The organism is Amycolatopsis balhimycina FH 1894 (assembly GCF_000384295.1).
GTDB classification, from domain to species: Bacteria; Actinomycetota; Actinomycetes; order Mycobacteriales; family Pseudonocardiaceae; genus Amycolatopsis; species Amycolatopsis balhimycina.
This window is the reverse complement of record NZ_KB913037.1, coordinates 9,211,182-9,234,840: the sequence shown is the minus strand read 5'-3', so window position 1 is coordinate 9,234,840 and position 23,659 is coordinate 9,211,182. Positions and strand designations below refer to the sequence as shown.

Here is a 23,659-nt window from a genome sequence, read left to right as displayed (position 1 = left end):
CGGAGTCCACAGTGGACAAAATGGGCGCGGGGCAGCCGCACCCTCACCGGGGCACCGCGCGCGGGTCAGCGCCCGGTGAACCGCACCGGGAGTTCCCGGTACCCCTGCACGACGATCGCCCGCAACCAGGCCGGCTCCCGTTCCAGGTCCACCCGGGACACCCGCTCGGCCAGCACCCGCAGCACGACCGACAGCTCGATCCGCGCGAGCGCGGACCCGAGGCAGTGGTGCATGCCGTGGCCGAAGGTGATGTGCCGGTTGGGTTTCCGCCCGGGCAGGAAGGTGTCCGGGTCGTCGAACTCGGCGGGGTCCCGGTTCGCCGCGGGCAGCCACGCCACCACCGGGGTGCCGGACGGCAGGTCGCGGCCGTTGATCGTGACGTCGGCGGTCGTCACCCGGAGCACGTGCATCGCGGGCGAGGTCCAGCGCAGCACCTCTTCCACGACGGTGTCGACGTCCGCGCTCCCGTCCCGCAGCGCCGTCAGCAGGCCGGGCACCGTCGCCAGCGCGTGCACCGCGCCGGTGATCGCGTGCCGCGTGGTCTCGTTGCCGCCGATGAGCACGTTGTCGCAGTTGAGCAGCACGTCGTCGATCGTGAGGTCGTCGTCGGTCACCAGCGTGCTGACGAGGTCGTCGCCGGGTTCCTTGCGGCGCGCGGTGATCAGTTCGTCGAAGTAGACGAGGATCTCGGTGTGCGCCTGCCGCGGGGTCATCCCGTCGAACAGCTCGTCCTCGCCGCCGAAGGCGTGGTTGGTCAGGTCGATGAGCATGTCTTCGTCCTCGGCGGGCACGCCGAGGATCTCGCACACGACCGCGGCGGGGATGCGGGGGCCGATCGCCGTGGCCGCGTCGCAGACCTCGCCGTCGAGGACCCGGCCGAGCACGTCGCCGACCTCGATCCGCACCCGCTCGGCCAGCTTGCGCGCGGCCGCCCGGGACAGCAGCGGCCCGACGAGCTTGCGCAGCTTGCGGTGCTGCTCGTGTTCGGAGACCACCATCATCCGGCCGCCGGAGTTGTCCGGGTGGTCGCGGTCGAACCCGATCATCATCCCGTATTCGGAGGTGAGCGGCGCCGACGGCGCGAGGACCGCGGCGCACGCCCGGTGCGAGAACACCGACCAGAAGCCGGAGGGGGAACTGCCCGGGTCACTCCACACCATCGCGTCTTCCGCCGCGAGCTCGCGCCAGCGGGCGTGCCGTTCCAGGGTCGTGTACAGGTCGGGGTTGCCGAGGTCGACGGCGTTCGTCGTCTGCATCAGGGTCTCCAGGTCACGTCAGGGCGGCGTCGAGCACCTTGGCGAGTTCGGCCACGGTCGGCGCGTCGAAGAAGGCCTGCACCCGCAGCCGGACCCGCAGGCTTTCGCGGATGCGGGAAACCAGCCGGGTGGCGAGCAGCGAGTGGCCGCCGACCTCGAAGAAGCTGTCCTCCACGCCGACGCTGCTGACACCGAGCACTTCCGCGAACAAGGCGGCCAGGTGGATTTCCGTGGGCGTGCTCGGCGCCCGCCCGGAGATCGCGCGCCCGGTGTCCTCCGCCTCGGGCGCGGGCAGCGCGGCCCGGTCGACCTTGCCGTTCGGGGTGGTCGGCAGGTGCGGCAGGCCGACGACCACGTCGGGGACCAGGTAGGCGGGCAGCTGCTTCCTCAGCGGCGGCAGGAGGTCTTCGGCGGGCACCCGCGCGCCCCCGGCGCCGACCACGTACGCCACGAGCCGGTTGTCGTGTTCGGTCACCACCGCCTGGGCCACCCCGTCCACCGCGAGCAGCGCGGATTCGACCTCCGCCGGCTCGATCCGGTGACCACGCACCTTCAGCTGGTCGTCGGCCCGGCCGACGAAGACGAGCTGACCGTCCGGGCGCGCCCGCACCCGGTCACCCGTGCGGTACATGCGCTGCCCCGGACCGCCGAACGGGTCCGGCAGGAACCGTTCCGCGGTCGCGGCCGGCCGGTGCAGGTAACCGCGGGCGAGGCCCGGGCCGGTCATGTACAGCTCCCCCACGGTCCCGTCCGGGACGGGGACCAGCCGGTCGTCCAGGACGTAGGTGTGGACACCGGTGATCGGCCTGCCGATCGGCGGCGTGTCTTCGCCGGTCAGCGGGTCGCTCGCGGTCACCGCGACCGTGGCTTCGGTGGGGCCGTACGCGTTGATCATGACGCGGCCGGCGGCCCAGCGCTTCGCGACCGGAGCCGGGCACGCCTCGCCGGCGACCAGGAGGGTCAGCCCCGGCGGCAGGCCGCCGGCTTCCTCCAGCGGGGCCAGCGCGGACGGCGGCAGCGTCACGTGGGTGATGTGCCGGTCCCGGACCAGCCGGGCGAGCGGCTCCCCGGGGATCAGGTCCGGCGCGGGCGCCAGCACCAGGCAGGCACCGGCCAGCCAGATCGGCCAGAACTCGGCGACGGCGGCGTCGAAGCTGGGGGACGCGAAAGCCAGCAACCGGCTGTCGGGCAGCAGGTTCTGGCGGTGCACGTAGTCGGCGGCCAGGTTCGGGATTCCCCGGTGCGTGACCACGACGCCCTTCGGCTGCCCGGTCGAGCCCGAGGTGAAGATGACGTACGCGGGGTGGCTGGGCAGCAGCGGGGCGAGCCGGTCGGAGTCGTCCAGGTCCGGCTCGGGACGGCCCGGCTCCGCCAGCGCCACGCTCAGCACGACCGGAGCGCCGGCGACGTCCTGCCCGGGCAGGCACAGCAGGCACTGCGCCGCCGCACCGGCCAGCATGTGCTGCCGGCGTTCCGCGGGATAGTCCGGGTCGATCGGCACGTACGCACCGCCGGCCTTGTGCACGGCCAGCATCGCGACGGCGAACTCGATCGACCGCGGCATCGCCAGTGCGACCAGCCGTTCCGGGCCCACGCCGTGCGCCACGAGCCGGCGCGCGAGCCGGTTGGCCTGGGTATTCAGCTCGGCGTAGGTCAGCGTGGTGGTCCCCATCGCCACGGCCGGCCGGTCCGGCACCGCGGCGGCGGCCGCCTCGAACAGGGCGGGTGCCGTGGACGGGGGCACGATCGCGCCGGTCATGCGGTCTCCTCCAGGTTTCGGGGGTCCGGGTGGCGGAGCCCCCGGCCCGGGGCGAGCCCCGGCTGTCACAGTTCTTCGGGGGTCCGGGGCGAAGCCCCGGATGTCACAGCCACGCCGGATTCCGTGCGGAGGAACCGGAGCAGCTCGCGGTTCACCGCTTCCGGCTTCTCCAGGTAGCCGAAGTGCCCGCACCCCGGGATCGTGCGGTGCGTGGCGCCGGGGATCACGGCGGCCAGCTCCTGCCCGGCGGACGGCGGCGCCACGAGGTCGTGCTCGAACGAAACGACGTGGCAGGGCACCTTGATCGCCCGGTAGGCCTCGCGACGGTCGGGCAACGCGCTCAGCAGCAGCTGCGCCCGGACGCCCGGCCCCCAGTTCTCCGACGCCGCGAACAGGTCGAGCCAGTCGGCAGCGAGGTCGTCGTCGGCGAGCGTCGCGGGCCCCAGGTTGTGCATCGCGCGAACGGCGGCGCGGTACCCCGGCGGCAGCTCGGTCCCCCGTCCGATCAGGTCCGCCTCGGCCTCCGCGAGCACGCGCTGGACGAGACTGCTCCGGCCGCAGGCCGCCATCAGCACGACGGCGTCCACCAGTTCCGGGCGGGCCAGCGCCAGCTCCTGCGCGATGTACGAGCCCATCGACGTGCCGACGACGCGGCACGGCGACGCGTCGAGGTGGTCGAGCAGCGCGGCCACGTCCGCGACGAGGTCGTCGACGGTGAACCCGTCCGCGCCGTCGTCGCTGGGCGGGATCCCGCGGTTGTCCATGGTGATCACCCGGAACCCGGCGGCGCGGAGCGCGGGCACCTGGTGCAGGTCCCACACCGAGCTCGGCGCCCCGGTGCCGGTCAGCAGCAGAACCGGCGCACCACGGCCCTGGTCGTGGTACGACAGCCGGATCCCGTGCTCAGTCGTCATCAGCATGAAGGTCCTCCCCTGCCCGCCGCCCATCCGCGGCGCGCGGCGACACGTGTGACCGTACCTTCGAAGATCGAGTGTCCGGAAAAGCGAGAAATGGACATCGACAGTCTCGGACGGCTTTTGTTCCGCGCGCGGTACCGAGCCGGGAAATCGTCGGGAATCGCCACGCGATCGCGTCCACCGCCGCCGCTTGACACCTCGGCGGCGTATGGAAATCCTAGTATTTATGGATTCCTTCGGTCTGTCCACCCCATTGAGCGTGGAAACCCTGCACGGATCGCTCACCGATCCGGCCATCTCGTCGATGAACTTGCTCAACGAGCTGATCGACGAATACCCGGTGGCTATTTCCATGGCGGCAGGCCGCCCGTACGAAGAATTCTTCGACATCCGCCTCATCCACGAGTACATCGACGCCTACTGCGACCACCTCCGCCGCGACCGGAAGCTCGACGAAGCGGGGGTCACCCGCACGCTCTTCCAGTACGGCACCACGAAAGGCGTCATCGCCGACCTCATCGCCCGCAACCTCGCCGAGGACGAGAACATCGACGCCGCCCCGGAATCCGTGGTGGTCACCGTGGGCGCCCAGGAGGCGATGTTCCTGGTGCTTCGCACGCTGCGGGCGACCGAACACGACGTGCTGCTCGCCCCCGCCCCCACCTACGTCGGCCTGACGGGGGCGGCGCTGCTCACCGACACGCCCGTCTGGCCGGTGCAGTCGACCGAGAACGGCATCGACCCGGACGACCTGGTCCTGCAGCTGAAGCGGGCCGACGAACAGGGCAAGCGGGTCCGGGCCTGTTACGTGACACCGAACTTCGCCAACCCGACCGGGACCAGCATGGACCTGGCCGCCCGGCACCGGCTCCTCGAGGTCGCCGAGGCCAACGGCATCCTGCTCCTGGAGGACAACGCGTACGGGCTCTTCGGCGCCGAACGCCTCCCCACCCTGAAAGCCCTCGACCGGTCGGGGACCGTGGTCTACATCGGCTCCTTCGCCAAGACCGGCATGCCCGGTGCCCGGGTCGGCTTCACCGTGGCGGACCAGCGAATGGCCGGGGGCGGCCTGCTCGCCGACCAGCTCTCCAAGCTCAAGGGCATGCTCACGGTGAACACGTCCCCGATAGCCCAGTCGGTGATCGCCGGGAAGCTGCTCCTCAACGACTTCAGCCTGACCAAGGCCAACGCGCGCGAGATCGCGGTCTACCAGCGCAACCTGCGGCTCGTGCTGGGCGAGCTCGAGCGACGGCTCGGCGGGCGCGCCGGGGTCCGCTGGAACACGCCGACCGGTGGGTTCTTCGTCACCGTCACCGTCCCCTTCACCGTCGACGACGACCTGCTCGCCCTCGCCGCCCGCGACCACGGCGTGCTGTTCACCCCGATGCACCACTTCTACGGCGGCAAGGGCGGGTTCAACCAGCTGCGGCTGTCGATCAGCCTGCTCACCCCGGAACTGATCGAAGAGGGCGTCGCCCGGCTCGCCGCGCTCATCACCGCGCGGCTGGGATAGCGCCCTCCTGCTTCACCGCTTCCACCAGCAACATGTCTTCATGGCCCGCCCGGCCGGACGCACCGGACGCGAACGGCGTCCGCGCGATCACGTCGAAGCCGGCCCGAAGAAGTTCCCGCACTATCCGGTCCGCCGGGACGAGCCGGCGGCGATGCGTGCAGACGACGAAGGGATCCGCTGTTTCGTCGGCGGGGTAGATCGTGATGTCCTGGGTCTCCTCCGCCGGCTGCACACTCACGTGCAACACGTACAGCCGGCCGCTCTGGCCTGGCAACTCTTGCCGGCGCTCCGGCGGCTGTGACTCGGCGACCTCCGACAAGGCCAGGCTGAGCAGGAACTTCCCGCCGGGCTCGAGGTGCTCGCGAACCGACGCGTACAGGCCCTGCCGGCCGGCTTCGTCCAGTTCGTTGACCGAACCCGAGCTGATGACCGCTGCCCCGAAGCGCCGGTCCACCGAGAAAGCGCTCATGTCCGCCTGAACCACTGTGCAGCGGTCCCGCAGGTCCGCCGGTGCTTCCGCCAGCCGCATCCGGAAGCCGTCGACCACCGGGGCCGACAGTTCCAGGGCGGTCACCTCCCAGCCGAGCTCCAGGAACGGGAAGGTCAGCCGGCCCGTGCCGGCCGCGAGCTCCAGCACGGGTCCGGGCACCGGGCCGACGCGAGTGGCGAACTCCCGCGCTTCCGGGGTACCGTCCGCGTCCTGGATCAGGTCCCGATAGGTGTTCGAGCCCTCCTCGTCGTAGAAGTCGCACAGAACGCCTCGCTCACCCACCGAGGCCAGCAGGACGTCGGCGTGCGTGGTCCGCACCGGACCACGCTCGAGTTGACCGCTCACAATGACAACCTCCCTGGGTTCAGCCCTGGATTCAGCCGTTGTCTTCGCGAGAGACAACCGGCCAGGTCGTTTCGCCGTATCCACCACCCGGTGCACTCTTCCGGGCATGCCCGTCCAGCTGAGCGAAGAAATCCTTTTCCGGCCCGTGCAGCATCAGCATCTGCGACGAGTAGAGCCGCAGCGCTTCGAATTTCCGCGCCCGTGCCTCCGGTTCGACGGAACCGAAATCGGGCGGCCCCAGCCGGAATCCGTCCGGCAGTTCGGCGGCGCCCTCCGCGAACATCGCGTGCGGAAGGTCTTCCCACAGCCGAACCCGGATGCCCTTCTCGTACGCGACGAACAGCGCGGCATCCCGCGCGATCTCGTTGTCGACATGACCGTTGCCTGCCGCGCAGGTCAGGATCAGCGCCGGGGCGTACTCTTCGACGATCGACTCGATGTCCGCCCGGACCGCGGAGAACAGCTCCGGATCGCCCTGCGGCGATTGCCGTCCGATGGCCAGCTTCTGGCGGCCCGGCACGTTGTCGGCCAGCCATCGGCCGTCCGGCAGCTTGCGGTAGATGGCGTCGAGGAACCGGCCGTGCCGGTAGTCGACGCCCAGGTGGTCGAGCGCGGCGATGTCTTCGTCCCGGCGGCGGAGCGACGCGTCTTGATCCGGTGAGAGCTCCCAGATCGCGTGCAGCCGCTCCGCCGCCGGCGAATAAGGGGGCGCCGCGGTCCCGGCGAACACCGTGTGAACGGTCACCTTCGCGCCGGCCTGCGCCGCACGGGCGAGGCCGGCACCGAAGGAAAGAACCGCGTCGTCCAAATGCGGGGATATCGCCAGAATCCGGTCCGCGTCGAGGTCTTGAGGCATGGCAATCACGGTGCCGACAGCGCTGCCACAAGACAACTGGTGAACCCTGGACAGTGCCCGCCGAAAGGGCTCGACGCGAGGATTCGCATGGCCGGTCAGCTCACGTGCACGTTCGGCACGTAAAGGATCCACTGACCGCCGGCGTCACGAAAGGCCTGTTCCACGTTCATGATCTCGTCGGCGTGGTTCCAGGCGAACAGCAGGGCGTAGTCCGGGTGGTTGCCGGCGAATTCCCCGTACTCGCGGACCGGGATGTGCTGTCCCGGGCTGAGCTTGCCCTGCTTGGCCGGTGTCGTGTCCGAGATGAACTCGACCAGGTCCGGGGTGATGCCGCAGAAGTTGGTCACCGTGGCACTCTTGGCCGTCGCGCCGTAGCCGACGACGCGCTTGCCTTCGGCACGGAGCTTGGTCAGCAGCGCGATCAGGTCTTCCTTGATCTTCTTCACGTCGGTGGCGAAACGTTCCAGCGTGGCGTACTCCGCCAGCTTGCGCTCCGCCTCCCAGGCCAGGAGCTCCGCCACGGCCTCGGACGGCTTGCGAGCGCCGGCCAGGGCCAGGGTGTAGCGGACCTCGCCGCCGTGCACCGGAATGCGCTCGACGTCCACGAGCTCGAGGCCGTTGCGCCGGGCCATCTCCTGGACCGAGCGCGCCGTGAAGAGGAAGAAATGCTCGTCGTAGATCTGGTCGAACGACGTGCGCTCCACGATGTCGCCGAGGTACGGGTCCTCGAAGACGAACACGCCGTTCGGGCCGAGCAGCTTGGTGACGCCCTTCAGGATCGAGTCCATGTAAGGGATGTGGCACAGTGTGTTGGCCGCGTAGATCACGTCCGCGGGGCCGTCGTTCTCGCGGATGTCGGCGGCCGTCGCCTCTTCGAAGAAGTCCTTGCGGACGCGGATCCCCTTGGCTGCCGCCAGATCCGCGACACTGCCGGAGGGTTCGACGCCGAGCTGGCGCACCCCCGCGTCGGCCACGGCCTTGAGCATGATGCCGTCGTTGCAGCCGAGCTCGACGATGAACGGGTCCTCGCCGGTCAGCTCCGTGGCCAGCAGGTGCTTGGCCAGCTCGTGGAAGTGCGTGCGCATGACGGCCGAACCCGACGACAGGTAGGGGTAGGCCTCGTGGAACATCAGGTCCCGCGGGACTTCCTCCATCAGCTGCACCATCGTGCAGGAATCGCAGATGCCGGTGGCAAGGCGGAAGAAGAACTCACCCTTTTCCGCGCCGGGAGCCACGAACGCGTCCGAGAGCGGCTGGCGTCCGAAGTCGATGAACTCGTGGACAGTGCCGTCACAGATACGGCACTGGGACGTGGTCGACATGCAGTCTCCTCTTTGCTTTGTCTTCGAAGAAATTCACGCGGGAACGGTCAGTTTGCCCTGTTCGGCCGCCTGGAAGAGCAGCTCCGCGGCCATCGTCGTCCCGTCGGTGCGGACCGTGCCCGCCACCTCCGCCGCTCGCGCACGGGTTTCCGGGGCCAGGGCCGTCGCGAGCGCCGCCGACATCGCCGCGAAGGACGGGACCGGACCTTCGAGTGCCACACCGACCCCCAGCTCGGCCACCCGGCCGGCGTAGTACGCCTGATCCGTGTGCCGGGGTATCGCGATCTGGGGGACGCCGGCCCGCGTGGCCAGGTGCTCGGTGCCCGCGCTGCCGTGGTGGACGACGGCGGCCGACTGCTCGAACAGCACCTGGAGATTCGCCTCGTCGACGGCGAAGCAGTCCTCCCGGTCGTCGGGCAGGACCAGATCGGCCCAGCCGCGGGAAAGGATCGCCCGGCGGCCGAGGGCCCGGATCGCCTCGATGGCCACCTTCGCGGCGTCCTCGATTCCCGGCCCGGACGCGCTGCCGAAACCCACGTACACCGGCGGTGACCCGGCAGCGAGAAACGCCGCCAGCTCAGGGGAAAGCGGCCGATCGTCACGCAGGATCCACGCGCCGGTCTGCACCGCGTCGAGATCCGGATCCAGCGGGGCCAGGACCGGGTCCGCCGCCAGCCAGGGCTGCTCGGTGTAGCCGTAGCCGAAGACGTCCGCCACCGGGGGCAGGCCGATCGCCGCCCGTCTGCTGTTGAGCGTTTCCCCGTACCGCTTGGCGAAACGCTCGGCACGCTCGGCCCACAGCACCCCGTTGTCGGTCACGCCCGGGGTGGTCCGCTCGTCGTCGGGCGGCGGATAGTGCGGCGACGCCAGGTAGTTCGGGCTGTATGCGCCGTAGAAGTACGGGATGCCCAGCTTCTCGGCCACCGACCGCACGGCGGCCGCGGCGGCCAGCTCTCCGGTCGCCACGACCGCGGCACACCCTTCGGCGGCCGCGGGGACCGCGTCGAACTGCATGTCGATCGCCATGGCCGCGAGTCTGCGCTCGTCCTCGGCCGACGGCGGCGGCATTCCTTCCTGCAACAACATGCCGTCCAGCTGCAGGCCGACCGGCACGTGCGGCACCCCGACCTCGGCCAGCCGCTCCGCGGAAGCAGGCGACGCGCACATCAGCACCTCCGCGCCGAGTCCCTGCAACCGGACCGCCAAGGCCAGCAACGGTTCGACGTCTCCACGGCTTCCCGCCGTCGACAGCAACACACGCATCCCGCACCCCAATTTGATCGGTTCTGTCCCCCTGCGATAATGAGGCGGAATGCTATCCGAGCGCATTTATGTCCGGAACGGTCAAAGAATGGACAGGACCCGGGTCACCGCATGCGCCACTTTCCGGCGGCGCCGACCCGGTGTGGTTTACGCGGGAACAGCCGGCTTTTCCCGGCTGACCGCGTCGAGCAGCAGTTTCGCGGCCACCGCCGCCCCGTCGGCACCGGCCGTGCGCGCCACGGCCTCCGCTCGTGCGCGGGTTTCCGGGGCCAGCGCCGTGACGAGCGCGGCCGACAGCGAGTCGAAGGTCGGGACCGGACCGTCGTGGGCCACCCCGATCCCCAGCTCGGCCACCCGGCCGGCGTAGTACGGCTGGTCCGCCATCTGGGGCACCAGGACCTGGGGTGCCCCGGCCTGCATGGCCACGTGCGTCGTGCCCGCGCCGCCGTGGTGGATGACGGCGGCCACCCGGCCGAACAGCACCTGCTGGTTCACCTCGCCGGTGGCGAAGCAGTCTTCCCGGTCGTCGGGCAGGACCAGGTCGGCCCAGCCCCGGGAAAGGATTACCCGGCGGCCTTGGGCCCGGATCGCGTCGATGGACACCCGGACGGCGTCGGCCGGGGCGCGCAGGCTGCCGAACCCGAGGTACACCGGCGGGGTGCCGGTGTCCAGGAAAGCTTCCAGCTCCGGGGAAAGCGGCCGTTCGTCGGGCAGGATCCACGCGCCGGTCTGCACGGCACCGAGGTCGGTCGGCTGCATCGGGGCCAGGACCGAATCCGCCGCCACCCACGGGTGATCGGTGTAGCCGAAGGTGAAGATGTCCTCCACCGGAGGCAGGCCGATCGCGGCCCGGTGGCTGTTGAGCGGACCCCCGTACCGCTGGTAAGCGCTCCGGTTGTTCCGCTCCCACAGCGCCCGGATGTCGGTCACGTCCTCGGCGGGCGGCTCGCCGAGGGGCGGTGGCGGCGGATAGTACGGTGACGGCACGTAGCTCGGGCAGTGGAAGGCGTAGAAGTAGGGGATGCCCAGCTTCTCGGCCACCGACCGCACGCCGATCGCGGCGGCCAGCAGCCCGGTCGTCACCACTGCGGCACACCCCTCGGCGGCCGCCGGTATCCGGTCGAACGGCATGGCGATCGCTTCGGCCATGAGCCGGCGCATGTCCTCGGGCGTCAACGGCTTCTCCCGATGGATCGGCGCGCGCGCCGACGGGCCGACGGGCACGTGCGGCACGCCGACCTCTTCCAGCCGGTCCGCGCAGTCCGGCGGTGCGCACATCAGCGGCTCCGCGCCGAGGTCGCGCAGCCGGACCGCCAAGGCCACCAGTGGTTCGACGTCTCCGCGGCTTCCGAGCGTCGACAACAGCACACGCTTCACGTATTTCCCCGTTTCCTGGGTTCTGGCCCGCCGGCCGGTTCCCGGCACGCCGGCTCGGTGCGGGTCATGCGGGAACGGCGGGCTTTTCCCGGCTGACCGCGGCGAACAGCAGTTCCGCGGCCACCGTCGTCCCGTCGGTGCGGACCGTGCCCGCCACCTCCGCCGCTCGCGCGCGGGTTTCCGGTGCCAGCGCCGTCTCGAGCGCGTCCGACATGGCCTCGGAGGCCGGGATCGGACCTTCGAGTGCCACACCGACCCCCAGTTCGGCCACCCGGTCGGCGTGGTACGCCTGCTCCACCACGTTGTCTATCACGCGGCGGACGACGATCTGGGGGGTGCCTGCCCGGATGGCCAGGAGTGTCGTGCCCGCGCTGTCGTGGTGGACGGCGGCGGCCACCCGGCGGAACAGCACCTGGAGGTTCACTTCGCCGACGGTGAAGCAGTCGGCCGAGTCGTCGGGCGCGGCCAGGTCGGCCCAGCCGCGGGAGAGGACGACCCGGTGGCCCCGGGCGCGGATCGCCTCGATGGCCGCCTTGGCGGCGCCGGCGGTCCGGGGTCCGGACGAGCTGCCGAAACCCACGTACACGGGCGGCGACCCGGCCGCGAGGAACGTCTCCAGCTCCGCGGGAAGGGGCCGTTCGTCGGGCAGGATCCACGCACCGGTCTGCACGGTGTCCAAGTCTCCCGGTGGCGGCGGGGCGAGGATCTGGTCCGCCCCCAGCCAGGGCTGTTCGGTGTAGCCGTAGGTGAAGAGGTTCGCCACCGGCGGCAGGCCGATCGCGGCCCGCCCGCTGGTGACCACCGCACCGAACAGCCGGTCGGCGCCCTGGTCGTATTCGTCGCGCTCCGCCTGGCTGAGCACCGACGGCAGGTGGTCCGGCGACAGCACGGTGTAGAGGTAAGGGATGCCCAGCTTCTCGGCGACCGACCGCACGACGACCGCGGCGGGCAGCAAGCCGGTCGCCACCACCACGTCACACCCTTCGGCGGCCGCCGGCACCTTGTCGAACCAGTCCGCGACCACCTCGGACACGATTTCGGGTGCTCCCGGCGGCGGTTCTCCCGGCCCGCGTGCCCCGGCGCGCATCGCCGGGCCGACCGCCACCATCGACACCCCGACCTCGGCGCACCGCTCCACGTAGTCCGGCGGCAGGCACATCCGGACGTCTACACCGAGTTCCCGCAACCGGACCGCCAAGGCGATCAGCGGTTCGGTGTCCCCGCGCGATCCGCACCCCGAGATCAACACGCGCATTTCGCACCCTCTGTTCCGTAGGTTTTTCCATAGGTTGTTCCGCAGGTCCCGGCCACCCGCGAACGGCCGGCGCGCACAGGCTTCACGCAGGGTGGTGAGGCAGCCACTTCATCCCGTCGGGCGAGGTCACCAGGCCACCGGGGAACAGGGGCAGCTCGGGTTCGGCGTCCTCGCCGAGCAGCGCCTTCATCTGCACCTGGCCCGCTTCCTGCATCGCCTGCTGGACCACCGTCGACTTGAACATCGGCACCATGTTGTCGCCGTCCCCGCCCGCCATCTCGTCCACCGCCGCGGCGAACTCGGCACTGCGCGCGGCGATGCGGTCGGCGGCCGTCAGCGCGGTCTCCCCGGACGACACTCCGCCGATCAGCTCGACGAACGACTCGACGTCGGTGCTCTGGTTCTGCGTGACCTTCTTGGCCTGCCAGAAGTACGACTCCTCGTTCACGTTCATCTGGTAGAAGGACACGAGGAACTCGTAGAACACGCCGTACTCACGGCGATACCGCAGCTCGAACTCGTTCAGCGCGGTCTTCTCGTCCAGGTCGCCGGCGAGGACGCTGTTGATCGACCGGGCCGCGAGCAGCGCGCTGTAGGTCGCCAGGTGCACACCGGAGGAGAACACCGGGTCCACGAAACACGCGGCGTCGCCGACCAGGATCATGCCCGGCCGCCAGTAGGTCTCCTGCTGGTAGGAGTAGTCCTTGCGGACGCGCAGTTCCCCGTACCGGCCGGTCGTCACCCGGGTCGCGTCCGCGAGGTATTCCGAGATCAGCGGGCACTCGGCGATCAGCGTGTTGAGGGCCTTCTCCCGGTCACCCTGGATCTTCTCGGCGTCCTCCCGGCGCACCACCGCGCCGACGCTGGTCAGCGTGTCGCTCAGCGGGATGTACCAGAACCAGCCGCTGTCGAAGGCCACACTCAGGATGTTCCCGGAGACCGGCTCGGGCAGCCGCTTGCCACCCTCGAAGTAACCGAACAGCGCGAGGCTGCGGAAGAACTCCGAATAGTTCCGCGAACCGCCGACCTTGGTGTAGAGCCGGCTCTTGTTGCCCGACGCGTCGATCACGAACCGCGCCGACACTTCCCGCTCGGTGCCGTCGGGATCGGTGTACCGCGCACCGGTGACCCGCTCGCCGTCTTCCACCACATCGGTGACCGCGCACCCCTCCCGCACGACCACGCCCTTGCGCTTGGCGTTGTTCAGCAGCATCTCGTCGAACCGCGCCCGCTCGACCTGGTAGGCGTGCGACGTCGAGCCGGCCATCTTGGCCGAGATGCCGAAGTGGAACGTCCACGGCTCCGGCCGGGCGCCCCAGCGGAACGTGCCGCCGCGCTTGATCGGGAACCCGGCATTGGCCAGCTCGTCGGAGATGCCGAGCATCCGGCACACGCCGTGCACCGTGGCGGGCAGCAGCGACTCACCGATCTGATACCGCGGGAAAACCTCTTTCTCCAGCAGCAGCACCCGGTGTCCCTGCATGGCCACCAGCGTGGCCACCGTCGAACCACCCGGCCCGCCGCCCGCCACCACCACGTCGAAGTCTTCGACCGACATCTCCCACCATTCCTCTGTCGAGTGTCAAATTGCCGAGGCTGGTTTTCAACCCGGATTGCGCTACCAGGTGACCGGAACCCGATCAGGGCAGTCGACGAACGCGCTTCGGTACTTCACTTCCGCGATGGGCACGGCCAGCCGGAGCCCGGGGAATCGCTGCCACAGGGCCTGGTACGCCATCCGCAGCATCGACCTGGCCAGCGCCGCGCCCACGCAGTAGTGGATGCCGTGCCCGAAACCGACGTCCGATACCGCGGCGCGATTCGCGTCGAAGACGTTGGGGTTCGGCGTCAGCGCTTCGTCCCGGTTGGCCATGAGGACCGAGCACAGGACATAATCTCCCGCTTTGATCAGCTGTCCGTCGATGATCACATCCTTGACGGCGAGGCGGGGATTCGGCGCCTGCACCGGAGACAGGTAACGCAGCAGCTCGTTGACCACGCGGTCGGCCTGCTCGGGGCCCGCGAACAGCAACGGCACCTGGCCGGGGTTCTCGAGCAGGGCGAGCACCCCGAAGCCGATCATCCCGGCGACGGTCTCGACGCCGCCGAGGATCAGCGCCGTGCACAGGCCCTTCAGCTCCTCGTCCGTGACGGTGTCCCCGTGCTCTCGCACGATCATGCCGAGGAACCCGTCGTCGGCGTCCCGGCGCTGCCGGGCGATGAGGTTGTCCAGGTACCGGTTGAACGCCGCGCTGTCCGCCGCCCGCGCCTTGAGCCCGCGGCTCAGATCGGTGTTCCGCCTGATCCGCCGGACGAACTCGCGCTGGTCGTCTCGGGGGATGCCGAGCAGTTCGCACAGAGCGAGCGCGCCGACCGGGTCGGCGAACAGCGCCTGGAGGTCGGCGGGCGGTCCCTCGGCCGCCACCCGGTCGAGCCGATCGTCGACGAGGGCTTGGATCGCGGGCTCCATCCGGCGGATCCGCCGGACCGTGAACTCCGGCGTGAGCATCTTCCGCAGCCGGGTGTGCTCGGGTGGGTCGTAGGTCGATATCTGCCCGACGAACTGGGCCTCGACGTGCGCCCCGGATTTCGCTTGGGTGAATTGCGGCCGCGTCGTGAAATTCTCGTGGTCGCCCAATATCCGGCGCACGACGTCGTAGCCGTGGGCCTGCCAGACATATTCCCTGCCCAGCTGAGCGGAGGAGTCCCCGGCTATCCGGACCAGCGGGCCGTGCGCCCTCAGGTCGAAGTTGTCCGCATGCGGATCGCAGTTCGTCCTCAGCTGGAAGTTCGCCGGCTCCGGCAAGAGCGGCGCGAGCTGACCGATATCGTGCCCCATCCGCGTGGAAACTCCTTGGTCGACCGGGAAGAAATGTCCCTCTGTCTTGGTCGTTCGGTTTTTTCGGCCCGAACCCGCCGACGGTCCCAATTCCACCCGGAATCAGGCAGGACGTCCAGCGGCCTCGCGTGGACGTCGCGGGCCCCCGGTCACCAGGCGACCATCAGCTCGGTCAGCCCGTAAGCGGGGGTGGTGAGGCGGAACTTGGTCTCCTGGGCGGGATCCGCGAGCCGCAGGTCGGGAAACCGCCGCCACAGCGCGGTGAAGACCGTGCGCAGTTCGAGGCGGGCCAGTGCGGCTCCCAGGCAGTGGTGGATCCCGTGCCCGAACGCGACGTGCGGGACGGGGTCGCGCGTGACATCGAGCCGGTCCGCGTCCGGCACGAGGGCGGGGTCGCGGTTGGCCGCCGGGAGCGAGCAGATGACGCTCTCGCCCGCCTTGATCACCTGGTCCCCGACGGTGACGTCCTGCTTCGCGATGCGGGGTGTCGGGCCGTAGGGCACGGTCAGGTACCGGATCAGCTCGTCGACGGCTCGTTGCGCCGGCTGTTCGCCGCCGCGCAACGCGTCGATCTGCTCGGGGTGCCGCAGCAGCGCCAGCACGCCGAGCCCGATCATGCCGGAGATGTTGTCGTCGCCAGCCAGCATCACCTGCACGCAGAAGCCGCGCAGCTCCTCGTCCGTGGCTTCGTCGCCGTATTCGGCGACGACCGCTCCGATGAGCCCCTCGCCCGGGTCCTTGCGTTCCCTGGCGATCATCGCCAGCAGGTAGCGGGAGAACGCCTCTCCCGCCGCCGCCCGCCGTTTCTGGCTTCGCGAGGCGTCGAGATGCGCGTGGCACAGCTGCATGAACGTGGCCCGGTCGTCCCTCGGCACGCCGATCAGCTCGCACAGCACGGCGCCGGGCACCTTGTCGGCGACGAACGCGACCAGATCCGCGGGCGATCCCGCCCGCGCCATCTCGTCGAGTCGCTCGTTGACGATCTGTTCGATGTACGGCTGCAGCCGCTGCATCTTGCGCAGCGTGAACCCGGGGGTCAGCTTCTGGCGCAGCCGCGTGTGCTCGGGCGGGTCGTAGTCCATCAGGTTGCCGACCAGTTCACGCGGCCGGAAGGTGCCCGTCCCGCCGATCTCGTCCCGCGGGTCCCAGCGGCGCCGGGTGCTGAACCGCTGGTGGTCGCCCATCACCTGCCGGACGAGGGCGTGCGCGGTGGCCATCCAATGGGTCTCGGCATCCGCTCCGGATCCGATGGTGACCCTCGTCAGCGATCCGGCGGCGAGCAGCTCGTCCGCCGGGTCCAGGCCCTGCCGGCGAATGTGCAGCGGCCGCGGGTCGTCATCATTCAACGGGAAAACCCCCTCTTTTGCTCCCGACGATTTCGTGTCCGGCCCGGCGTCACCACTCCAGCAGCAGGGCTTCCACGTCGAACGGCGGCGGCCCCAGCTTGATCTCGCGGTCCGGCTCGGCCAGCCTCAGCTTGGGAAAGCGTTGTGCCAGCGCCGGAATCGCCGCCCGGAACACCATCTCGGCCAGTGGCCTGCCGAGGCAGTGGTGGATGCCGTGGCCGAACGTGACGTGCACCGGCCGTTCCCGGGTGATGTCGAACTCGTCCTCCGGGGCGGGGAACTTCCTGCGGTTCGCCGCCAGCAGCGAGCAGGTGACGGCATCGCCGGCCTTGACGAGCTGATCACCGATGCGCACGTCCTCCTGCGCGATGCGCGGAGTGGTCTTCTCGTCGCTGGTGAGGTACCGCTCCACCTCGTTCAGCCAGTCCGGGACGGTGTCCGGCTTTTCCCGCAGCAGCGCGAACTGATCGGGGTGCTCGACCATCAGCCACGCGCCCGCCGCGAGAAACCGGGCCACCTGGTCCCCGCCCGCGCCCATGACGAACGCGGCCACGCCCAGCAGTTCCGCGTCGGTGATCGCGTCGCCGTGGTCGCGCACCACCGCGCCGAACATGTCGTCACCGGGATCGCGGCGCGCGCGGGCCGCGATCTCGGTCATGTACGTCCAGTACTTGTTCCCCGCCGCCACCCGCCGCTTGCCCGACCGTTCGGACCGGCTGGCGTGCAGGGCGCGCGACAAGTCCGCCTGATCGTCACGCGGGATGCCGAGGAAGTCGCACGTCACCGTCGTCGCCACGGACCAGGCGAACCGGGGGACGAAGTCCACCGGGCCACCGGCGGCCTCGATGGCGTCCAGGCTCGCCTGGACGATCTGCTCGATCCGCGGCCGGAAGTCCTGCATCCGCCGGACGGTGAACGCCGACGTCACCATCCGGCGCAGGCGCGTGTGCTCCGGGGGGTCGTACTGGTTGAGGAAGCCCGGCCAGATGCGGCCGGCCACGGTCCCGCCGTAGAGCAGCTTGGCGCTGAACTTGTCCGAGCCGAGGACCTGCCGGACCTCGTCGTGCCCGGTGGCCAGCCACCCGGTCCGCCCGCCGGGGGAATCCGGGGGCTGCAGGATGGACATGGTGCCCTCGCCCATCAGGGAGCGCAGTTCCGGCCCCGGAGCGAACCGGTCTCTCCGGTGTATTTCCGTGCCCCGGAGGGCGTTGCTCTCCTCGAACACTGCACAAGGTCCTTTCGCCTCATCCAGCCGGTGGACTCAAGCGGAAGCCGCCCGGAGCCGGTCGGACGAGCGCCGGGCTCGTCCAACCGTCCGCGTTGAGCGGCTGGACACTCAGGCGCTCGCTTCCCGGATGAGGCTCTTCGGCCGGAGGTCCGTCCAGTTCTCCTCGACGTAGGCGAGGCACTCCTGACGGCCCGCTTCGCCGTGCACGCGGGTCCAGCCGGCGGGCACCTCCGCGAAGGTCGGCCAGAGGGAGTGCTGGCCCTCGTCGTTGACCAGCACGAAAAAGGAGCCGTCTTCGTTGTCGAACGGATTGCTCATCGTTGTGTCCTTTCACCCTCCGGCCGGGACCGGAGTTTCTCGGCGACGATGGCACCAATCTGGCCCAGCGCCGCGGATTGCACCATGTCGTAGTGGTTGGACGGGATTTCGTGGGCCTCTACCGCCCCACTGGTGAATTCCTTCCAGCTGGCCTTCGCCACTGGGACGGGCAAATGCGCGGGACGGTCCACAGTGGCCACGAAAAGCAGGACGTCGCCGGCGAAGGGCGAAGCCGTGTGCCGTGGCCCGACCTTCCAGAGGTTGCGCATGACCGCCTCGAGGCGCGACCGGGCGGCCACACCCTTGACCAGTTGCCCCGCGAGGTCCAGATCCTGCTGGTTCCGCTGTTCGAGAGCCGCTTCTTCGCTCGCGGCGCCGGTCGTCTTGCGTCCCATGTAGACGGGATAGGCGTCGAGCAGGGCGAGCAGGCCGAGCCGCTCCCCGTCCGCCTCGAGCAACCTGGCCATCGCCTGCGCGATCCGGCCGCCGAGGGACCAGCCGAGGAGGTGGTACGGCCCGGCCGGCTGCACGGCACGGATCTGCTCGAGGTAGTCGGCCGCCATCTCCTCGACGCTGCCCGGCAGCGGTTCGGTCCGGGCCAGGCCGCGAGCCTGCACGCCGTAGACCGGCTGGTTCGGCGGGAGGTACCGCAGCAACGGCTCGTAGTTCCAGCTCAGGCCACCGCTCGCGTGGACGCAGAACAGGGGCGGGCGGTCACCGCCGGCGCGCAGCGGCAGCAGGATCTCGAAGTCACCCGTCTTCACCGAAGCGCTCGACCGCCTCCGCTCGCCCACGACGACCAGGGTCTTGGCGGGCGTTTTGCGGGCGAGCAGGCCCGTGTGCAGCATCCGGTGCCCCTCGTCCCCGAACGGGCAGGGCACGGTCGCCAGGGTGGCCGTTCCCGCGTCCACGGCCGGGCCGGTGACGTACAGATCGCCGACGGCTCCGGGAGCGACCGGGCGCAGCTGCTCGTCGAGCAGGAGCGCGCCGAGCGGGCCGTCCCCGGCCAGTTCGGCGACCACCGGGGGCACGGCCCCGGCCCACCGCGCCGGAGCGATGGGCGGACGGCCGCGTTCGAAGTCGTCCAGGAAGACATCCAGGTCGCTGATCCGCCGCCCGGGATCCTCCGCCACCTGCTCGAGGACGCGGACCAGCCGCCGGGCCACCGACTCCGCCGTGGCCTCGTCGAACAGGTCGGTGGCGTAGTGCAGCGCGCCCTCGAGGCCGCCGGCGTTGTCGTCGTCGTCGAAGCGCTCGGTGAGCTTGACCGCGAGGTCCAGCTCCATGGCCGCGGTCCCGCCGGGTTCGACGGCGGTGCGCAGGGCGGGCAGTTCCGCCGCGGCCCATCCGTCGATGTCCTCCTCGTCCACCTGAAGTCCCACCTGGAACACGGGGTGGCGGGCGAGCGAGGCCGGCAGATCGAGCAGCTCGACGATCCGTTCGAAGGGCAGGTCCAGGTGCTCGCCCGTGGCTTGGCCCGCCTCCTGCACCCTGGCGACGACCTCGAGGAAGGTCGGATCGCCCGAGACGTCGGTGCGCAGGGCGAGCGGCCGGGTGAACGGCCCGATCATCGGCTCGAGGTCGAAGAGCTCCTCGTCCCGCGGCAGCGCCGTGCCGATCACCACGTCGTGGCCCGCTCCGAGCTTGGCCAGCAGCATCGCGAGCGCGGCGTGCACCATCTCGAGCGTGTCCGCGCCCGCCGGCTCCGCCGCCTCCGTCAACCGGGCGTGCGGGCCGGCCTCCAGCCGCAGCGCGACCGTTCCGGCGCGCCGCGACGGGACGGCCGGGCGCGGGCGGTCGAACGGCAGCACCGTCTCCCCGTCGAGGCCGGCCAGGTTGTCCCGCCAGAAGGCCACCTGCTCGTTGATCAGGCTGCCCGGCTCGTTCTCGTCCGTGAGCAGGCGCTGCTCCCAGAGCGCGTAGTCGGCGAACTGCAACGCCAGGGGCGCGCGCTCCGGGACCCGGCCTTCGCGGCGCGCACCATAGGCGGCCGCCAGGTCGCGGAAGAACACGTCGAGCGAGTCGTCGTCGGCGAGGATCCGGTGGACCTGCAGGTGCAGCACGTGCTCGTTGTCCGAGAGCGCGAAGAGGTCACACCGCCACGGCACGTCCCTGGTGAGGTCGAAGAGCAGGTCACGCCGCTCGGCGAGCAGCCCCGGGAGGTCTTCCTCGGTGACTCCGACCGGAGTCAGCTCGACCGCCAAGGCGTCGTGGACGTGCTGGTGAACGCTCTGCGCGTCACCCGGGAAGGTCGTGCGGAGGATCTCGTGCCGGGCCGCGACGTCGCCGAGCGCCGCCGCCAGCGCGGGCACGTCCACCCGGCCGTGCAGGCGCAGGGCGACGGAGGTGTGCAGGCCGGCCGTCTCCCCGCCGGGATCGGCCAGCAGCCAGGCACGCAGCTGCCGGGCGGTGACGGGCACCCGGTCCGGCCGCTGGGCGGCTTCCAGCGCGGGGCGTGACTTCGCGGCCAGCGCCCTGGCCAGGCCCGCGGGGGTCGGCGAGGAGAACAGCTGCCGGATGGGCAGGTCCGCGCCGAGCTCCTCACGGATCCGCGCGACGAGCCGCATGGCCAGCGCCGAACTGCCGCCGAGGTCGTGGAAGGTGTCGTCGACCCCCACCTGGTCGATGCTGAGGATCTCGGCGAACAGCGCGCACAGCACCTTCTCGGTCTCGTTCTCGGGTGCCTTCTCCGGCGAGTGTCCCGCGAGATCCGGGGCGGGCAGGGCCCGGCGATCGACCTTGCCGTTGGGGGTGACGGGCAGGCCGGGCAGGGCGACCACGGCGATGGGGACCAGGTAGTCGGGCAGCACCAGGGCCAGCTGCCGCCGGATCTCCACCGGCCCCGCGTCGCCGCCGTCGGAGACGAAGTAGCCGACCAGGCGCTTCTCGCCGGGCTGGTCCTCCCGCGCCGTGACGACGGCCTCGACCACGCCCGGCTGGGCCGCCAGCGCAGCCTCCACTTCGCCGAGCTCGACCCGGTAGCCGCGGATCTTCACCTGGTCGTCGGCGCGGCCGAGGAACACCACCTCGCCGTCGCGGGTCCAGCGCGCCCGGTCGCCGGTGCGGTACATGCGTTCACCGGCGGCGAACGGGCAGGCCACGAACCGGCCGGCCGTCAGGCCGGGGCTCTTCAGGTACCCGTGGGCCAGGCCCGTGCCCGCGATGTACAGCTCGCCGGCCACGCCCGGCGGAACCGGGCGCAGGAAGGCGTCGAGGAGGTAGATCCGGCGGTTGGTCATCGGATGGCCGATCGGCAGCTCCCGGCCGAGCACCTCACCGGGCTCGATCGGCAGCCACGTCGCGCACAGGGTGGTCTCGGTCGGCCCGTAGGTGTTGCGCACCCGCAGGCCGGGCTGGGCCCGCCGCAGGTTCTCCACCGACTGCAGCGGAACCACGTCGCCGCCGGTCCCGATCTCGACCAGGCCTTCGAAGCACTCCGGTGCCGTCTCCGCCAGCGCGCGGAAGGTGCCGGCGGTGAGGTGGACGAAGGTCGCGCCCCGGTGCACGGCCTGCCGTACCCCGGCCGCGTCCAGCACCCCCGGCTCGGTGAGCAGGACCCGGGCGCCCGAGACGAGCGGCACCCACATCGCGTAGAGCGAAGGGTCGAAGACGTGCGTCGCGTGCATCAGCACGCCGTCGCCGGGACCGATCTGCCAGCCCGCGTCGCCCGCCAGGCCGGCCACGGCCCCGTGCGGGATGGCCACGCCCTTCGGCAGGCCGGTGGAGCCGGAGGTGTACATGACGTACGCCAGGTCGTCCGCGTGCGGCCGGATTTCCGGCGCGGCGCAGTCCCGCACGGCCACGCGTGTTTCGGGCGCGTCGAGCACGATCGCGTTGCCCGGCGCGACCGCGCTGGTGGCCAGGGTGCACAGGACGGTCGAGACGCCGGAGTCGTCGAAGACGAACGAGATCCGCTCGGCCGGGTACTCGACGTCCACCGGAACGTAGGCGGCACCCGCCTTCCAGATCGCCAGGAACGCGATCAGCAGATCCGGCGACCGTTCCATGGCCACCCCGACGCGGTCGCCACGGCCCACGCCCCGGACGGCGAGGTAGCCCGCCAGCCGGTTCGACGCCTGGTCGACCTCGGCGTAGGTCAGGTTCGCGCCGGCGGCGCCGGTGATCGCCACCGCGTCCGGCGCGGCGGCCACCCGCCGGGCGAACAGCTCGAGGACGGACTCCCCCGGCACCGGGCCCGCGGTGGCGTTGAAGCCCTCCACCACCAGCGCGCGTTCGGCCTCGCTCGCGAGCGTCAGCCTGCCGACGAGGACGTCGGGCTCGGCGACCAGCCGCTCCAGCACCCTGGCCAGCGCGCCGACGACCGATTCGGCGGCCGCGGGGTCGAACAGGCCCCGGTCGTAGTCGAGGATCAGCGGCATCCGCTCGCCGGGTCCGGTGATCAGCGTGAACGGGTAGTGCGAGGAGTTCCGCCCGCGCTTCACCGGGACCAGGCTCAGGCCACCGCCCGGTGCCCGGCCGAGTCCCTTGCGGGGGAAGTTCTCGTAGATGACGAGCGTGTCGAAGACCGCTCCGGGTCCGACGACGGCCTGCACGTCCTGCAGGCCGAGGTGCTGGTGGGCCATGAGTGCCGACTGGTCGCGCTGCAGCCGGGCGAACAGCTCGGCCGCGCGGCGCCCGCCGTCGAGCCGGACCCGCACCGGCAGGGTGTTGAGCAGCTGGCCGACCATCGCCTCCACCCCGGGCAGGTCCGCGGGCCGCCCGGAGGCGGTCGCGCCGAACACGACGTCGTCGCGGCCCGCGAGCTGGGCCAGCACGACGGCCCACGCGCCCTGCACGACGGTGTTCAGCGTGAGGTCGTGGCCACGCGCGAACTGCGCCAAGCCGTCCGTCAGCTCCGCCGGCAGCTCGACCACCGCCGTGTGGATGTCCGGGACGCGGGCCGGATCGGGCGCGGCGACCGTGGTCGGCGTGTCCAGCCCGGCGAGCTCGGCCCGCCAGGCCGCCCGCGCCACCTCCTTGTCCTGCCGGCCCAGCCAGGCGAGGTAGTCCCGGTAGGAGACGGTGGGCGGGAGGCCGGACGCGTCCCCGCCCGCCGCGTAGATCGCGGCGAGCTCCCGGTGCAGGATCGGCATCGACCAGCCGTCCACCAGCACGTGGTGCAGCGTGTGCACGAGCCGGTGGCGGTCCGGGCCGAGCCGGATCAGGTGCAGCTTCATCAGCGGCGCGGCCTCGATGCGCAGCCGCTCGGCCACCTCGTCCGCCGCCAGCCGGTCAACCTCGCCCTCGGCGATGTCGTCCGGCAGCCCGGAAAGGTCCGTCTCGCGCCAGGGAACCTCGGCCTCCCGCGCGATGACCTGCACCATCTGCGCCCCGGAGACGTACCGGAAACAGGCCCGCAGCGCGGCGTGCCGGTCCACGAGCGCCTGCCACGACGCCCGCAAGAGCCCCGGGTCCAGCGGGCCGTCGATGCCGTAGACGGTCTGCACCGTGTAGGTGTCCGGCCCGTCGTCGTCGAGGGCGGTGTGATAGAGCATTCCCTCCTGCAGCGGCGAAAGAGGCCAGACGTCCTCGACGCTGGAGCGGCGCTTCGCGCGAGTGTCGTCAACGGTCACAA

At 70.9% G+C, this 23,659-nt stretch carries 15 protein-coding genes and 1 pseudogene; 1 reads left to right on the top strand and 15 read right to left on the bottom strand.

The window, feature by feature from the left end:
- Window positions 1-65: 65 nt before the first annotated feature.
- From A3CE_RS0142580 to A3CE_RS0142570, 3 genes and pseudogenes are all read right to left on the bottom strand, one after another.
- On the bottom strand, window positions 66-1,256 hold the full coding sequence (locus A3CE_RS0142580; protein ID WP_020646224.1) for a cytochrome P450: 1,191 nt from the start codon (window positions 1,254-1,256) through the stop codon (window positions 66-68).
- A 13-nt stretch (window positions 1,257-1,269) separates the two neighbouring features.
- A pseudogene (locus A3CE_RS0142575) lies at window positions 1,270-2,988 on the bottom strand (amino acid adenylation domain-containing protein); the annotation flags it as partial.
- 92 nt (window positions 2,989-3,080) lie between these two features.
- Complete coding sequence (locus tag A3CE_RS0142570) at window positions 3,081-3,935, bottom strand: alpha/beta fold hydrolase (RefSeq protein WP_051183978.1); 855 nt, start codon at window positions 3,933-3,935, stop codon at window positions 3,081-3,083.
- Between the two features lie 223 nt (window positions 3,936-4,158).
- Between A3CE_RS0142570 and A3CE_RS0142565 the strand changes: the two genes are divergently transcribed.
- Window positions 4,159-5,445, top strand: a complete 1,287-nt coding sequence (locus A3CE_RS0142565) for an aminotransferase-like domain-containing protein (RefSeq protein ID WP_026469392.1) — start codon at window positions 4,159-4,161, stop codon at window positions 5,443-5,445.
- Here the strand turns inward: A3CE_RS0142565 and mpaM are convergent.
- From mpaM to A3CE_RS0142505, 12 genes are all read right to left on the bottom strand, one after another.
- Entirely contained in the window at window positions 5,426-6,280 is an 855-nt protein-coding gene (gene mpaM, locus A3CE_RS0142560; protein ID WP_026469391.1) for a daptide-type RiPP biosynthesis methyltransferase, read from the bottom strand. The genes A3CE_RS0142565 and mpaM overlap by 20 nt on opposite strands.
- 31 nt (window positions 6,281-6,311) lie before the next feature.
- Entirely contained in the window at window positions 6,312-7,136 is an 825-nt protein-coding gene (locus tag A3CE_RS0142555) for a PIG-L deacetylase family protein (protein ID WP_043791382.1), read from the bottom strand.
- A 95-nt stretch (window positions 7,137-7,231) separates the two neighbouring features.
- The gene (locus tag A3CE_RS0142550; protein ID WP_020646218.1) at window positions 7,232-8,458 is read right to left on the bottom strand and encodes a class I SAM-dependent methyltransferase; all 1,227 of its coding nucleotides are present in this window, start codon (window positions 8,456-8,458) and stop codon (window positions 7,232-7,234) included.
- Between the two features lie 33 nt (window positions 8,459-8,491).
- On the bottom strand, window positions 8,492-9,721 hold the full coding sequence (locus A3CE_RS0142545) for a glycosyltransferase (RefSeq protein ID WP_020646217.1): 1,230 nt from the start codon (window positions 9,719-9,721) through the stop codon (window positions 8,492-8,494).
- A gap of 147 nt (window positions 9,722-9,868) precedes the next feature.
- Window positions 9,869-11,098: a glycosyltransferase gene (locus A3CE_RS0142540; protein ID WP_020646216.1), complete on the bottom strand. Its 1,230-nt coding sequence runs from the start codon at window positions 11,096-11,098 to the stop codon at window positions 9,869-9,871.
- 64 nt (window positions 11,099-11,162) lie between these two features.
- Complete coding sequence (locus A3CE_RS0142535; RefSeq protein ID WP_020646215.1) at window positions 11,163-12,353, bottom strand: glycosyltransferase; 1,191 nt, start codon at window positions 12,351-12,353, stop codon at window positions 11,163-11,165.
- 82 nt (window positions 12,354-12,435) lie between these two features.
- On the bottom strand, window positions 12,436-13,911 hold the full coding sequence (locus tag A3CE_RS0142530; RefSeq protein WP_020646214.1) for a tryptophan 7-halogenase: 1,476 nt from the start codon (window positions 13,909-13,911) through the stop codon (window positions 12,436-12,438).
- Window positions 13,912-13,971: 60 nt separating this feature from the next.
- Window positions 13,972-15,192, bottom strand: coding sequence for a cytochrome P450 (locus tag A3CE_RS0142525; RefSeq protein ID WP_020646213.1), 1,221 nt, complete (start codon window positions 15,190-15,192; stop codon window positions 13,972-13,974).
- Window positions 15,193-15,341: 149 nt separating this feature from the next.
- A complete protein-coding gene (locus A3CE_RS0142520) occupies window positions 15,342-16,538 on the bottom strand; it encodes a cytochrome P450 (protein WP_020646212.1) in 1,197 nt (398 codons plus the stop codon).
- Window positions 16,539-16,587: 49 nt separating this feature from the next.
- The gene (locus tag A3CE_RS0142515; RefSeq protein WP_020646211.1) at window positions 16,588-17,763 is read right to left on the bottom strand and encodes a cytochrome P450; all 1,176 of its coding nucleotides are present in this window, start codon (window positions 17,761-17,763) and stop codon (window positions 16,588-16,590) included.
- Between the two features lie 111 nt (window positions 17,764-17,874).
- Window positions 17,875-18,084, bottom strand: a complete 210-nt coding sequence (locus A3CE_RS0142510; protein ID WP_020646210.1) for an MbtH family protein — start codon at window positions 18,082-18,084, stop codon at window positions 17,875-17,877.
- On the bottom strand, window positions 18,081-23,657 hold the full coding sequence (locus A3CE_RS0142505) for a non-ribosomal peptide synthetase (protein ID WP_020646209.1): 5,577 nt from the start codon (window positions 23,655-23,657) through the stop codon (window positions 18,081-18,083). The genes A3CE_RS0142510 and A3CE_RS0142505 overlap by 4 nt, the downstream gene beginning before the upstream one ends.
- Window positions 23,658-23,659: the final 2 nt, after the last annotated feature.

Bases quoted from the DNA above. Each gene is read 5' to 3' on its own strand.
- A3CE_RS0142570 (WP_051183978.1), bottom strand. From the start codon at position 3,935: ATGCTGATGACGACTGAGCACGGGATCCGGCTGTCGTACCACGACCAG.
- A3CE_RS0142510 (WP_020646210.1), bottom strand. From the start codon at position 18,084: ATGAGCAATCCGTTCGACAACGAAGACGGCTCCTTTTTCGTGCTGGTC.
- A3CE_RS0142525 (WP_020646213.1), bottom strand. From the start codon at position 15,192: ATGGGGCACGATATCGGTCAGCTCGCGCCGCTCTTGCCGGAGCCGGCG.
- A3CE_RS0142555 (WP_043791382.1), bottom strand. From the start codon at position 7,136: ATGCCTCAAGACCTCGACGCGGACCGGATTCTGGCGATATCCCCGCAT.
- A3CE_RS0142545 (WP_020646217.1), bottom strand. From the start codon at position 9,721: ATGCGTGTGTTGCTGTCGACGGCGGGAAGCCGTGGAGACGTCGAACCG.
- A3CE_RS0142535 (WP_020646215.1), bottom strand. From the start codon at position 12,353: ATGCGCGTGTTGATCTCGGGGTGCGGATCGCGCGGGGACACCGAACCG.
- A3CE_RS0142580 (WP_020646224.1), bottom strand. From the start codon at position 1,256: ATGCAGACGACGAACGCCGTCGACCTCGGCAACCCCGACCTGTACACG.
- A3CE_RS0142565 (WP_026469392.1), top strand. From the start codon at position 4,159: ATGGATTCCTTCGGTCTGTCCACCCCATTGAGCGTGGAAACCCTGCAC.
- A3CE_RS0142550 (WP_020646218.1), bottom strand. From the start codon at position 8,458: ATGTCGACCACGTCCCAGTGCCGTATCTGTGACGGCACTGTCCACGAG.
- A3CE_RS0142530 (WP_020646214.1), bottom strand. From the start codon at position 13,911: ATGTCGGTCGAAGACTTCGACGTGGTGGTGGCGGGCGGCGGGCCGGGT.